This window comes from Vibrio crassostreae 9ZC13 (genome assembly GCF_000272045.2).
Classification (GTDB): Bacteria; Pseudomonadota; Gammaproteobacteria; order Enterobacterales; family Vibrionaceae; genus Vibrio; species Vibrio crassostreae_C.
The window spans coordinates 1,018,426-1,032,108 of the sequence record NZ_AJYZ02000019.1 but is presented as its reverse complement, the minus strand read 5'-3'; the positions used below and the strand labels follow the sequence as shown (position 1 = coordinate 1,032,108).

The window sequence follows — 13,683 nt, the reverse complement described above, 5'->3', positions numbered from 1 at the left end:
TAATTCGATTAAATAAACGTCGAACAACTGATTGCATCTGGAAGGGTGTTAGTAATTGATATAAAATCCGCCTCCGTTTTTATCAATGCTGACCCTCATGATCGACTTAACCATTTTACCTGTCTACCTGACTGCCGTTGTTGCACTTCTTCTTTTACCTGGCCCTGATATGTTACTGATTGCGAGTTCAAGCATGAGCTATGGCCGTAAGGTCGGCGTGTTTGCAAGCCTAGGTAATGCGACTTCTGGAATCATTCTGACAGTATTAGCGGCCATGGGTGTATCAGCGTTGATCGCAATGAGCCCAATAGCGCTTAAAGCTCTCCATTTGTTAGGCGGCGCGTACTTGTTGAAGATGGGTTGGGATTGCCTGCGAACAGAGCAGGGTAATGCGCCGGAGTTAAACGATAATTTTGCTGCAAAAGCCTACTATCAAAGAGCGCTAATCAGTAACCTGCTTAATCCTAAAGCCTTGGTTTTCTTTGTGATGTTTCTGCCTCAGTTTGTGTCGACGAATATTGAAGCGACTTCCGGTCAGCAGATGCTTGTTCTGGGTTTATTACTGAATGTTCTCGGCTTAACGTTTAACTTTTTGCTGGTGGCGTTAGTGGGTACGATTGGTAAATCTCTCGTAGAAAACGCGAAGTTTCGTACCTATCAACAGAAAGTCATGGGCGGAGTTTTCATCGTGTTAGCTATCTGGATGTTGTCTTCTTTCTTTACTTCGTAGACGAATCAAATCAGACATCTTCTCGTGGTTAGCCGCTGAGACAAAAATGGACGCTACGAGCGTCCATTTTTTATATTTAACCGTTACATGTTGAACGCGCTAAATCGCTATGAATTCAACTCTTGTTGGTGTTGTTCAATCAGTTTCTCCATGTACTTCTCACCGCGCAGGCGAGTGTCTTCGTAGGTTTCTGTCCCTTCAAATTTTGTCACCGTCTCATAGTAGATCTTAACTTTTGGCTCAGTACCGGAAGGTCTTACGATAATGCGTGAACCATCTTCGAGATGATAGATGAGTACGTCACTTGCAGGCAGGTTAATGGCTTCAGTATTGCCTCCAATGACGAAGCGTAAAGAAGACTGCAAATCTTCAATTACAGAGATAGCGACACCGTTGATTGCTTTAGGCTGTGCCGAGCGGAGCTTAGAACCAATCGATGGTGAATCTGGGTCTAGTGCAATACTTCGCTGAGCGTTGGTATGAACCCCATGTTCAAATGAAATTTGAGCGAGAAGATCCCAAACTGTTCGACCTTGAGATTTTAACTCCTCAACCAATTGAGCAAACACGACAATAGCAGACAGCCCATCTTTGTCTCGTACTTGAGTACCAATTGTGTAGCCTAATGCTTCTTCATAGGCGAACAAGAAGTCGTTCTGATCATTTTCCAATTGCATGCCAATATTCGCTAACCATTTAAAACCTGTCAGCGTTTGGAAATAAGTCGCCCCGTGGGATTGAGCTACTTTTTCAAGCAATGTTGAAGATACGATACTGTTACCAACTAATTGGTTTTTGGTATGTGGCTTTGAGAGTAGATAATGAGCGAATAGCACGCCGACTTGGTCACCTGTTAGCATTTTGTATGAGCCATCATCTGTTCTCACTGCAACCGCAAATCGGTCTGCATCTGGATCGTTGGCACAAGCAATGTCGGCATCGACACTTTTTGCTAAGTTAACCACCAGATCCATCGCGCCTTTTTCTTCCGGATTCGGGAAGTTGACGGTCGGGAAGTTACCATCGGGCTCTCTTTGCTCGGCGACGCTGAACACCTTATGGAAACCAGAATCGTGAAGTAGATCCTCGGCCATTTGTGCGCCGACACCATGCATTGCGGTATAGGTGATGGTGGTGTTCGCCGATTCGATCTCGTCACTCACGTATGGGCTCTGATTGATCGCAGCGCGGTACGTTTGATAATAGCCTTCAGTTAACCACACCAACTTACCTTGCGTCTCAGCGTCACTTAGGCTCATTAAAGGGAGCGGCTTGGTCGATGCGATATCGATTTCAGCGGCAATACCCGCATCGTGAGGAGGAATGATTTGAGCGCCATTCTCCCAGTACACTTTGAAACCATTGTATTCCGGTGGGTTGTGGCTGGCCGTCACCACAACGGCAGCTGCGGCGTTGAAGTGCTCAATACCAAAGGCAACGATAGGGGTCGCCGCGACGTTCGAGGTTAGATAAACCTTAATGCCTAAAGCCGTGAGTACGGAAGCGGTATCAATCGCGAACTGCTTTGAATCTAAACGGCCGTCATAACCGACGACCACACCGCGAATGGTCGCATTAGCGACATGTTCGATTAAGTAGTGGCCGAGCCCGGTTGCTGTTTCCTGTATGACTAAACGGTTCATTCGATTTGGGCCGCATCCAACTTTGCCTCTAAGTCCTGCCGTTCCGAACTCTAATCGTTGAGTAAAGCGGTCTTCAAGTTCGTCGTGCATTCCCTCATCGATGAGGTGTTGAAGTTCTTTACGAGTTCTTGGATCTGGGTCTCTCGCTAACCAATTCATTGCATCTTGCATAATCACTAAACCTATTAATGTCTGTATGACTTACCGTTGATTTAATTTAAGTGATATTAATTCTCATTTCCATGAAAGCAATCGTAAAACTCGATATAAAATAAATTCCAACGGCAAGAGGGCACGTAGATTAAGCCACTTCAAATAATTGACTGTTTAGTAAGTAAACTTACCTTGAATAATTGGATATCACTAACTAGCCTTTTACATAAATATAACAAAATTTAACAAATTCGCCGTTTTTGAATCTTTCATGGAAACCTCCAACGCTTTTGAACCGTATTAGTTCTTGGGTTTATATGAGGTCAGTAGCCTGCTCACAGGCTAGTTCCATGTGAGTTGTAGATTGATATTCAGCCTTTTCATGTGTAGCCGGAATAACAATGAATGTTGTCCAGTTCGCAACGACATTTAGGTCGCAAGTATCCAATTAGGAAGGACAAGGAGAGATCTTTTGAAAAGATTACTGGTTAGGCTAGCGTGGCTTTTGAAGAGTTTTGTTGTGCTTTTAGTATCGCCTTTAGTGCACGCTAGCAGTGATTACAACATGACTCAAGGCGTCACTGAGATCAGTGGTAAGGTGTATGAACTTCATATGCTGATCTTCTACATCTGTTGTGCGATTGCCTTTGTTGTTTTTGGTGTGATGTTTTATTCGATTTTGAGGCACAGGAAATCGAAGGGCGCAGTTGCTGCCCATTTTCACGAAAGCACGAAAGTCGAAATTCTTTGGACCATCATCCCTATCATCATTCTCATCGCTATGGCGATACCCGCCACCAAAACCTTAATAGCGATGGAAGATACCTCCCAATCAGATCTGACCGTTAAAATCACCGGGTCACAATGGAAATGGCATTACAGCTATTTTGGTGAAGACGTCGAGTTTTACAGCCTTCTAGCGACCAGTGACAAAGAGATTGAAGGCCTCGAAGTGAAAGGCGCGCATTACCTGCTAGAAGTTGATAAGCCGCTGGTACTGCCTGTTGACCGTAAAGTCCGTTTCTTGATGACTTCCGATGATGTGATTCACTCATGGTGGGTGCCAGCATTCGCTGTTAAGAAAGATACCATTCCGGGCTTTATTAATGAGGCTTGGACTAAGATAGATGAGCCTGGTGTTTACCGAGGGCAGTGTGCAGAGTTGTGTGGTCGTGCCCATGGTTTCATGCCGATCGTGGTGCATGCCATGGAAGAAGATGAGTTTGACGCATGGCTAGCGGAGCAGAAAGAGTTAGCGATAGCCGAACAACAAGCCGCAAAAGATGCATTAGGTGCGTCACTTTCCTTGGCGGAGTTGAATACCATCGGTGAAGAGGTTTACAAAACTCGATGTGCGGTTTGTCACCAAGCAAACGGTGAGGGCATTCCTGGAGCATTCCCTGCCATCAAAGGAAGTCCTATTGCCCTTGGTGATGTGGATGTTCATATCGACACAATTGTTTATGGTCGTGGCGGTACGGCGATGCAAGCATTCGATAATCAGTTAACCGAGAAAGAGATCGCAGCGGTAGTAACTTATCAACGAAACGCTTGGGGTAATGATACCGGCGATATTGTTCAGGCCTCAGATATCAACGCTTATAAGGCGAAGCAAGAAGGCAGTTCTGAAAGCTCAACGGATGATGCACAAAATGATGCTAAGGATCAGTTATGAGTTCACCAATCAATAAGCCGGTGAAATCGGCTCCAGCAGAAGATCAAGTACTGAGCCATTCTGCGGAAGGCACCTTGGGCAATAATGATTTGCCTGTTGATGATCACGATTCACATGCGGCACCTAAAGGCTGGGCTCGTTGGCTGTATTCAACCAATCATAAAGACATTGGTACACTTTATTTGTGGTTCAGCTTTGCAATGTTCTTAACGGGCGGCGCAATGGCGATGGTGATCCGTGCGGAGCTGTTCCAACCGGGTTTGCAACTCGTTGAGCCAGAATTCTTCAATCAGATGACTACAGTCCATGGTTTAATCATGGTATTCGGTGCCGTAATGCCTGCATTTACGGGTTTGGCTAACTGGATGATTCCGATGATGATCGGTGCACCAGATATGGCGCTGCCGAGAATGAACAACCTCAGTTTCTGGATCTTGCCTTTTGCGTTTCTAATCTTAATCGGATCTTTGTTTACAGAGGGTGGCGGCCCGAGCTTTGGTTGGACCTTCTACGCGCCACTCTCGACAACTTATGGCCCAGACAGTACCGCGCTATTCGTATTCTCAGTTCATATTATGGGGATCAGTTCGATCATGGGGGCGATTAACGTCATCGTAACCATAGTGAACATGCGCGCTCCGGGTATGACTTGGTTCAAGCTACCGATGTTCGTATGGACATGGTTAATTACCGCTTTCTTGCTGATAGCCGTGATGCCCGTTCTCGCGGGGGCTGTGACTATGGTACTGACTGACAAGTATTTTGGGACTAGCTTCTTTGATGCCGCTGGTGGTGGGGACCCGGTGATGTTCCAGCACATATTCTGGTTCTTTGGGCACCCCGAAGTGTACATCATGATCTTGCCATCTTTTGGTATTGTCTCAGCCATCATCCCTGCATTCAGTGGTAAGCGCCTGTTTGGTTATCACTCGATGGTTTATGCGACCTGTAGTATCGCACTGTTGTCATTCTTGGTTTGGGCACACCACATGTTCACCACGGGTATGCCAGTATTTGCCGAACTGTTCTTCATGTATTGCACCATGTTGATAGCGGTGCCGACCGGTGTGAAAGTCTTCAACTGGGTAGCGACCATGTGGCGGGGTGCTTTGACCTTTGAAACACCAATGCTGTTTGCGATTGCCTTCATTGTTTTGTTTACGATTGGCGGGTTATCTGGATTGATGCTCGCTATCGTGCCAGCTGATTTCCAATACCACGATACTTATTTTGTTGTGGCTCACTTCCATTATGTTCTGGTAACCGGTGCCGTGTTCTCGATTATGGCTGCTGCCTATTATTGGCTGCCTAAGTGGACCGGACATATGTACGACCACAAGCTCAGCCTGTGGCATTTCTGGACGTCGGTGATTTCAGTTAATGTACTGTTTTTCCCGATGCACTTTTTAGGGTTAGCGGGTATGCCGCGTCGTATTCCTGATTATGCGATTCAGTTTGCTGACGTTAACCAAGTCGTGTCGATTGGTGGTTTTGCGTTTGGGTTGTCTCAGCTAATTTTCTTATGGCTAGCGATTAAGTGCGTAAGAGGGGGAGAGCCTGCGCCAAGTAAGCCTTGGGATAGAGCTGAAGGTCTTGAATGGACAGTACCAAGCCCTGCGCCTCACCACACCTTTACCCATCCGCCGAAAGTGGATTAGAGGGCAGAACCATGAGTGATAAGCAAAGCGATCCCAATCAAGATAAAAAACAACCTAAGCGCCTGTCTAATAAGCGATCGACCAAAAAGCTGACGGGCTACTTGGTGTTGAGCGTGGTTGCGATGTTTTGCTTCGGTTTCGCTTTGGTGCCGCTCTACGATGTCATGTGTGAGGCCTTAGGCATCAATGGCAAAACTAATACTGTTTCAGCGGTGCAACCTCAGGGAATGCAGCCAGACTACTCTCGTACGGTTCGAGTCGAATTCATGTCCCACATCAAGCCAGATATGCCATGGCAGTTTTCGCCTGAAGTTCGAGTGTTAGAGGTTCATCCTGGTGAGGTGGTTCAAACTAACTACATTGCCAAAAACCTTTCTGGAGCCTCATTGGTTGGCCAAGCCGTACCGTCGGTTTCTCCAGGTATGGGGGCAACCTACTTCAATAAGATGGAATGCTTTTGCTTTAATCAGCAGCCATTGGACGGGCACAAGAGCGCAGAAATGGGTTTGATATTTTACATTGAGCCAGATATTCCAGAATCGATACATACGCTGACGCTCTCTTACACATTATTCAATATCACGAATGAGGTGGGTGCTGCGGCCAATAAATCTGAGCCTAACGTACTCGCAAGTAACTAGGAATTTACAGAACCAGTATCAACATAAGGAGTTGAGCGATGAGTTCTAAAAAGGAAGTTTATTTCGTTCCACATCAAAGCCACTGGCCATTGGTGGGTGCTGTAGCACTGTTTTTGGTCGCGGTTGGCGCTGGCTTGACGGTGCAAAACATGGGTACCGACGCCGCAGGTGGTGTGTTTGGCAAAGCGGTGTTGTTAGTCGGGTTTGCTGTGCTGCTTTACATGCTCGCAGGTTGGTTTAGCAATGTGATCACAGAATCATTGAGTGGTCTCTATTCTGAGCAGATTTCTCGTTCTTTTAGACAAGGAATGAGTTGGTTCATCTTTTCCGAAATCATGTTCTTTGGCGCTTTCTTTGGCGCGCTTTTCTATGCTCGAATGATTTCTGTGCCTTGGATTGGTGGTGCGGGCAATAATGAAATGACCCATGAAGTATTGTGGCCGATGTTCCAATCAATTTGGCCACTAACGACGACCCCTGATGGCGTAACGACACAAGCCATGCCTTGGCAAGGTATCCCGCTTAAGAACACCATTATTCTGCTGCTTTCCTCTGTGACGCTGCACATGGCACATATCAGTCTTGAACAAAATAAGCGTATGGCTTTGATCGTGTGGTTGGAGATAACCATTGTTCTGGCTAGCTTCTTCCTGTTCTTCCAAGTTGAAGAGTATCTTCACGCTTATCAAGAGATGGGGCTGACACTTCAGTCTGGCATCTACGGTAATACTTTCTTTTTACTGACTGGGTTTCATGGCTTACATGTCTGTTTAGGGACGATCTTTTTGATTGTGTTGCTGGCAAGGGTTGCGAAAGACCACTTCACTCCGAAAGACCACTTTGCGTTCCAAGCGGGCAGTTGGTATTGGCACTTTGTTGATGTGGTTTGGTTGGGCCTGTTTGTGTTTGTTTATGTACTTTAACGATTGAGCCTATAGGGGATTAATAGGGGCGAGGGTTGGGAGTTATCACTCCTGATCCCAGAGCAAGTAATAAAAGTAGCACGACAACGGCTGACCACATGACACGACGCCCCAAGAAGTGACTGAGCCTTTTTCCATTGTGTTTGCCCGAGGCGATTTGGATTAGGCCTTTCATCAAATTGAAAGCGATAAAAAACAGCAAAGCGACCAAGACGACTTTAAATAACAGAACAAAGGTAGATGACGCCATAGTGATAACTCCAAACCGATTGATTGATGATGAACACAAGTTCCGCAGTAAAGGTTTTTGGATAGCGGTTGTTTTAACTGTGGTTTCAGTCGGCGCTTTAATCAAGTTAGGTTTGTGGCAACTCGATCGTGGTAACGAGAAATTACGTGATGAACAGCAATTAGCTGAGAGAGCACATCTCTCGTCACAACCTTTAGGTGTCGTTATTTCTGAGTTGCGAGAGCTGGATTTATCTGGTCAAGAGTCATTAAATCCTCAAACCCTAAACGGGTTAAAGGCTGATGTTGAATTAGTCAATACGAGCGGCTTGATGCTCTTGTTAGACAACCAGATAAGCCAAGGAACGGTAGGGTATGTGATTTACATGTTGGGTGAGGTTCGCTTTGAAGATGGAAACCAGTCCTTAGTGGCTGAAAAACAGTTGTTGATCGATCTTGGGTTTGTTCCGGCAAGTAATGACAGAAGAGAACTACCGCAATTAGGAAGTATCACTGTACCAACCAAAATGTCAGGGCGCTTGTATACACGCTCAATTAATCCTTTAAGTCATGAGTTGGGTTTAGAAAATACGACACCGAATAGAATCCAAAACCTAAACATAGCAGCGTTATCACAGTATACAGGACAAGAAGTGCTGCCCTTTGTCTTCCAACCTCAGAGTTTAGATTCATGGCCCTATGAAATGTTATGGCGTCCAACGGCGATGAGGTCTGAGAAGCATTTTGGTTACTCATTTCAATGGTTTGTTATGGCTGCGGTACTTTTGTTTTTGATGTTGTTGATTGGCTATCGGTACCTAAAAGCAACACCTATCACGAGGAATAAGGATGGATAAATCTCAAGCACAAGTGAACAGGGAAATTACCGAGGCAAACATGGCTGAGCTCAGAAGCCGTCGTACTAAAGGGCGCTTGGTAATAATTGGACTTGTTTTAATTTTCGCTTTGCCAGCCATTATCGCCAAAGCTGTGCTGGACCAGAATTGGTACACATCAGGTGTCACTAACTCGGGCGAATTGGTCGAACCAAGAACTACACTAGCGGATTTCGGCGTAACGGTACCCATGGCTGGAGAGGGTTGGGTTGTGGGGTATATCGCGCCGATGGAGTGCGAAAGCTTGTGTGAACAACAACTCCATTATTTGAATCAAAGCTACTTAGCGTTAGGGAAAAACAAAGAGCGAGTGACGGCCGTTGTTTTTGTATCGGAAGGCAACTCGTTATCGGGTTCGCTTGATAAGCCGGATCTGTCTTTGTTAGCTGGTGGCGATCAGTTAAGCACCGAGTTTGCGCCGGCTTCTATTGTCATTATTGACCCGCTAGGACAGTTGGTTATGGAGTACAAAAGCGTGTCGGAACCGTCGCAGTTAGTCGGGCAATCCAAAGGTATGATTCATGATTTAAGAAAGCTACTTAAGCTGTCACGAGTTGGGTAGTTGATGGCGCAAATGCTTGAGCTTAAGCAGCGAAAGGGAATAAGTATAGGGAGATAAGTGATGCAGAATAAAGCCCCTGATTTACTGATGCTTGTGATGAGATTAACTATCTTGTTAACCCTTACCGTGATTGTTCTCGGAGCTTATACACGCCTGTCTGATGCTGGCCTTGGCTGCCCTGACTGGCCGGGTTGTTACGGTAAGATCACCGTTCCGTCTGATGCCCAAGCGGTGAGTCAAGCCAATCTGCAATTTCCAGAGCGATCTCTTGAAGCAGACAAAGCGTGGGTAGAGATGATCCATCGCTACTTTGCAGGAACATTAGGGTTGCTTATCTTTGTCGTTGTAGCTTGGTGTATTAAAAAGAATATAACACCAGTTGGTCTTCCATTACTTATCTCTGCCACTGTGATTTTTCAGGCTTTGCTTGGAATGTGGACGGTGACTCTTAAGTTGATGCCCGTTGTGGTTATGGCGCATTTGATGGGGGGCTTCACGTTGCTGTCACTGTTGTGTCTGCTCTACTGCCGTTTGTCTCAATTCCAAAGCCGTTTTGGCGAGGCTTCTTATTCTCCAACACTTAAATTTTGGGCGTTGTTTGGGTTACTCATTGTGGTTGGGCAGATACTGCTTGGTGGTTGGACATCGTCAAACTATGCCGCTTTGGTGTGTACCCAATTGCCTATTTGTGAAGGTAACTGGATGAGCGACCTCGATTTCAAAAATGCGTTCGATTTTGCTCAACACGGACACGATAACTATGAGTTTGGTGTGTTGGAGTATCCCGCGAGGCTTACCATACATGTCATGCACAGGTTCGGGGCTATTGTGGCGACATTAACGGTGCTGATGGTCGTGTACCAGTTATGGAAGTTTGGTCAAGTGCCTCACCAAAAGCTGAGCATGATTGTCGCAATAGTGTTGTTTACTCAAATCAGCCTTGGGATCAGTAATGTATGGTTTCACCTGCCAATCTCAGTTGCGGTTTTGCATAACCTAGTCGCAGCAATGTTGCTCATCAGCATGGTTGTAACCAATTTTGTGGTGTGGCAACGCAAACCGAGTGAGAGCGTGGTGAAGAACAGTGTATTGCAAGGAGGTAATCATGGTCAGTAGAACGTCAACACAGTATGAAGTGGTGGCTCAAGACGCAGCCTTAACTCATAAGATAACAGCCAATAATGACATAACTTTAAGTAACGAAAAGGCTGAAAAAAACAAAGCCACTTGGAAAGTTTATTTAACGCTGACTAAGCCTAAAGTGGTGGCTTTGATGTTGCTGACAGCATTGGTTGGGATGTGTTTGGCCGTGCCGAATGGATTGCCTTTGCAACAAACTTTGTTCGGAATGATTGGGATAGGGTTAATGGCAGGTTCAGCGGCTGCGTTTAACCATTTGATCGATAAAAAGATCGACGGCCAGATGACTCGAACAAATCGACGCCCTTTACCATCCGGTGAGCTGAGTAGTGTGCGTGTGTTTAGCTTTGCAGCAGGTATCGGCTTATTTGGGTTCGCTACGTTAGTGGTGTGGGTCAATCAACTCACGGCTTGGCTAACCTTTGCAAGTTTATTGGGCTATGCGGTCATCTATACCATGTACTTGAAGCGAGCAACGCCGCAAAACATTGTGATAGCAGGGATCGCTGGTGCAATGCCTCCGTTACTGGGCTGGACGGCGGTTACCAACGAACTGCATTCAAATGCTTGGTTGTTGGTGATGATCATCTTTATTTGGACACCTCCTCATTTCTGGGCGTTGGCAATTCATCGTCGTGATGAGTATGCCAAAGTGAATATCCCCATGCTGCCTGTGACCCACGGAATCGAATACACCAAGACTTCTATTTTGCTCTATACCTTGCTGCTAAGCATCGTATGTATATTGCCGGTATTGGTCGGCATGAGTAGCTGGATATATTTGAGCGCTTCATTGGTGCTCAACGGCGGGTTTGTTTATCACGCTTGGGTACTTAAATATCGTGACGAACCTAATATGGCGATGAAGACCTTTAAGTTCTCCATCTATCATCTCATGATCTTGTTTGTCGCTCTGTTGGCGGACCACTATCTACTTTGATAACTGATGCTTCAGCTGTTACAGAATAAGAAAACGGATGCTTTGGGCATCCGTTTTTGTTTGGTTGATGACTAAAACTCACCCAATACAAAGTAAGTATCTAGCGAGTACTTAGTCCACTTTGTTCCAAGCACTTTGCCAGTGTGAACCGACACCTGGTTCGTACTGAGTTGCTGTTGGAGCCCATTGAACACAGTAGCCAGAGTATGGGAACTCTTTACACTGATAAACGCCACCATCGCTGCTTAGAACCTTTGTTCCTGCTGTGTAAGACTCAATGCTTTCTGGGAACACGAAGTCGTAGTCGCCTGCTGGTGGCGGTGTTTGCTCGTCCATTAGGTGGAAATCAAGCGTGTTCTGATCCACTAAGTTACCTTGGTCATCTTTCGTCACAACCACAAGCATGTGGTGACCAGCTTCAGACTTAGAAAGAGTCAGTTGAATATCTTCAACTTGTCCGTCTGTTAGGTCCGATTTCTGAGAGGCAAGTGCTTCACGGTGATGGTTGTACACGGTAAGCTCAGCTTGAATATCGCCTGTTGCCGCTAGCGTAAGGTCAAGCTGAGTAGGTTGGCTCTCATCGATAATGTACTCTGATTCTAAGCCTGTTACTTCTAGCTCAAGCTCGGGTTCTGGAGTGTCAATCTTGTAGCCGATTTCCACACTGTTAAAGCCAGAACCTGCTTTTAGATAAACAGGGTTCGTGCCGTATACTGGCGCAAAATCGCCTTGGTCGTTCAATTGACCTGCTTTGATTTGCGTCTGCTCTTGATTGATTTTAGAAGAAAGAGCGTAAGACCAGTTATTGGCTTTGCCTTGTTCAGAAGTTTCAATCACAAGCTCAGTGCTGTATGAAGCGTTCTCACCGGATTGGTCGAATACGCGAGTATAAACAGCATCACCAACATTCAGGTCTTGTGTCGGGTTGATTTGACCGCCTTGATCCCAATCCGGGATGATAGGGCCGTCGCCATCAAACTTCACATCGATAACGTTGTAGAAAGCCATTGCAGTATCACCCACATCCCATACCGCAAGGATCACTTGATAACCTTCACGCTCTGGCACATTACACAAGTGACTGACTTGCATCGGTGGCTGTTCCATATTGCCTTCAACAACACAGAATGGCGTTAAGTCAAAAGAGCTGCGAGCCAACGGCTGGTTTGGATTCCAGTCGGGTTGAGTAATGTAATATTTCCAATCGCGAGTCTTGTGGTTAGCTGTGAATGTCCACTCGAAGTATTGAGAACCAGACTTGATAGGGCGTTTAACCCAGCGGTCTGCCTTTTGTTCGTCTAGTGCTGCTGCTAAAGAAGATTGCGCACTGGCGATTTTCCCATCAGCAGGGCCAACTTCTGGGAAGCCTTCAGGGCCTTCTACACTTTGTGGTTCGTATTGGATACCACCACAGTTGGTGTTTTTCTCTTGCGTATCACTCGCAGGGAACTTACATAGGGCAACACGGCTCTCAGCTACGCCATTGTTGTATGCCGAGACATAACCGTGACCGAAGCTTGCACCGCTTACGCTAAGAAGCGATAGCGCGATGAGTGATTTTTTTTGGAGTTGTTTCATTATTTGTCCTTACTGTATTTGGCCGACAAAAAAGAGAACACCCCGGCATGCATTTACACTTAAATTCTATTAAGTGGCGGCCCCGCTATCATAGACAGAATATTTGTCGACAGACCGGTGGCTTTGCGTCCTATTCTTTCAAATAGTTTGCCAGAAGTGCGTTTGAGCAATCGAAATGTAGCCAACCAGTTTTATAAATGCGAATCAATCGATTGAAATGTGGAATGCCAATCTCGAACTTTTAATTCTTGATACAAATTAACTTGCTATATGTTTAGTTCGTTAACGTATAAATTATTGATATAAATAAAGAAAGCATTTGATCTAATCGTTTTAGTGAATGACTTTGGGTTGTTTCGCTTCGCTCTGTACAACAATTGTGCACATATCAAAACCAAACCTTTGGTTTCCACTAACCGAACCCTGACACGCCATGTATGAAAAACCGGACAATTGATTGGTATGAATTATATAAAGGAGCCGGTATGGAATTCACAGAACTAGACAGAGACGCGTTGTATCAAACGTGGATGTCACAAAAATCGAGAATGCGAATTACGCAGATGGAGTTTTCAAAAAAGCTAGGCATGAACCAGCTTGATTTCTCAAGAGTGCTAAGAGGGGAGACGCCATTAACCATGTCTTTCATTAGTCATTTTTGTCGTTTACTTCATTTGGAACCAAGGAATGTATTCCCCTCGCTAAAAGAGGGCAATGAATCGGGGCCTAAAGTGGTCTACCTGAAAAGTAGAATGAGTGTTGATGGTGAGATCCAAAATGCTTATATTGAAGGAAATCAGGTAATTGTAGAGTACGCACACACTGTTCAACATGATTAATTTTAGAGTTAGCTCTGATTTTTAACCCCCTTTTTCTACAACCTTTTCACATAGGGTATGTCATACTTAATTAGATT

General features: G+C 45.5%; 13 protein-coding genes and 1 riboswitch. Of the genes, 10 read left to right on the top strand and 3 right to left on the bottom strand.

The window, feature by feature from the left end; genetic code table 11:
- Positions 1–97 precede the first annotated feature (97 nt).
- The gene (locus tag A136_RS05745) at positions 98–730 is read left to right on the top strand and encodes a LysE family translocator (protein WP_017064843.1); all 633 of its coding nucleotides are present in this window, start codon (positions 98–100) and stop codon (positions 728–730) included.
- A gap of 107 nt (positions 731–837) precedes the next feature.
- Here the strand turns inward: A136_RS05745 and A136_RS05740 are convergent, their stop codons facing one another.
- Positions 838–2,544 (bottom strand): phospho-sugar mutase, encoded by a 1,707-nt coding sequence (locus A136_RS05740; RefSeq protein ID WP_017064842.1) that lies wholly within the window; start codon positions 2,542–2,544, stop codon positions 838–840.
- A gap of 454 nt (positions 2,545–2,998) precedes the next feature.
- On the opposite strand from A136_RS05740, the gene coxB reads away from it, so the two are divergent.
- Genes coxB through A136_RS05720 form a run of 4 tightly spaced genes read left to right on the top strand, consistent with a single transcriptional unit; the run spans position 2,999 to position 7,423 of the window.
- Positions 2,999–4,201 (top strand): cytochrome c oxidase subunit II, encoded by a 1,203-nt coding sequence (gene coxB, locus A136_RS05735; protein ID WP_017064841.1) that lies wholly within the window; start codon positions 2,999–3,001, stop codon positions 4,199–4,201.
- On the top strand, positions 4,198–5,859 hold the full coding sequence (ctaD, locus tag A136_RS05730; protein ID WP_017064840.1) for a cytochrome c oxidase subunit I: 1,662 nt from the start codon (positions 4,198–4,200) through the stop codon (positions 5,857–5,859). The genes coxB and ctaD overlap by 4 nt, the downstream gene beginning before the upstream one ends.
- An 11-nt stretch (positions 5,860–5,870) precedes the next feature.
- A complete protein-coding gene (locus tag A136_RS05725; RefSeq protein ID WP_017064839.1) occupies positions 5,871–6,500 on the top strand; it encodes a cytochrome c oxidase assembly protein in 630 nt (209 codons plus the stop codon).
- A 38-nt stretch (positions 6,501–6,538) separates the two neighbouring features.
- Positions 6,539–7,423 (top strand): cytochrome c oxidase subunit 3, encoded by an 885-nt coding sequence (locus tag A136_RS05720; protein ID WP_017064838.1) that lies wholly within the window; start codon positions 6,539–6,541, stop codon positions 7,421–7,423.
- 19 nt (positions 7,424–7,442) lie between these two features.
- Here the strand turns inward: A136_RS05720 and A136_RS05715 are convergent, their stop codons facing one another.
- Positions 7,443–7,673, bottom strand: coding sequence for a DUF2909 family protein (locus tag A136_RS05715; RefSeq protein ID WP_017064837.1), 231 nt, complete (start codon positions 7,671–7,673; stop codon positions 7,443–7,445).
- On the opposite strand from A136_RS05715, the gene A136_RS05710 reads away from it, so the two are divergent.
- The 4 genes from A136_RS05710 to cyoE are packed head-to-tail and all read left to right on the top strand — an operon-like array spanning position 7,561 to position 11,189.
- Positions 7,561–8,508: an SURF1 family protein gene (locus A136_RS05710; RefSeq protein WP_081326281.1), complete on the top strand. Its 948-nt coding sequence runs from the start codon at positions 7,561–7,563 to the stop codon at positions 8,506–8,508. The two genes, A136_RS05715 and A136_RS05710, sit on opposite strands and share 113 nt — an antisense overlap.
- Positions 8,501–9,109: a hypothetical protein gene (locus A136_RS05705; RefSeq protein WP_017064835.1), complete on the top strand. Its 609-nt coding sequence runs from the start codon at positions 8,501–8,503 to the stop codon at positions 9,107–9,109. The genes A136_RS05710 and A136_RS05705 overlap by 8 nt, the downstream gene beginning before the upstream one ends.
- Positions 9,110–9,169: 60 nt before the next feature.
- Positions 9,170–10,225: a COX15/CtaA family protein gene (locus A136_RS05700; RefSeq protein WP_017064834.1), complete on the top strand. Its 1,056-nt coding sequence runs from the start codon at positions 9,170–9,172 to the stop codon at positions 10,223–10,225.
- Positions 10,215–11,189 carry a heme o synthase gene (gene cyoE / locus A136_RS05695; protein WP_017064833.1) on the top strand — a complete coding sequence of 325 codons (975 nt, stop codon included), beginning with the start codon at positions 10,215–10,217 and terminating at the stop codon, positions 11,187–11,189. The genes A136_RS05700 and cyoE overlap by 11 nt, the downstream gene beginning before the upstream one ends.
- A 111-nt stretch (positions 11,190–11,300) precedes the next feature.
- Here the strand turns inward: cyoE and gbpA are convergent, their stop codons facing one another.
- The gene (gene gbpA, locus A136_RS05690; RefSeq protein ID WP_017064832.1) at positions 11,301–12,767 is read right to left on the bottom strand and encodes an N-acetylglucosamine-binding protein GbpA; all 1,467 of its coding nucleotides are present in this window, start codon (positions 12,765–12,767) and stop codon (positions 11,301–11,303) included.
- A 72-nt stretch (positions 12,768–12,839) separates the two neighbouring features.
- A riboswitch (cyclic di-GMP riboswitch) is annotated at positions 12,840–12,929 on the bottom strand.
- Positions 12,930–13,252: 323 nt separating this feature from the next.
- Between gbpA and A136_RS05685 the strand changes: the two genes are divergently transcribed.
- Positions 13,253–13,606 carry a hypothetical protein gene (locus A136_RS05685; RefSeq protein WP_017061749.1) on the top strand — a complete coding sequence of 118 codons (354 nt, stop codon included), beginning with the start codon at positions 13,253–13,255 and terminating at the stop codon, positions 13,604–13,606.
- Positions 13,607–13,683: the final 77 nt, after the last annotated feature.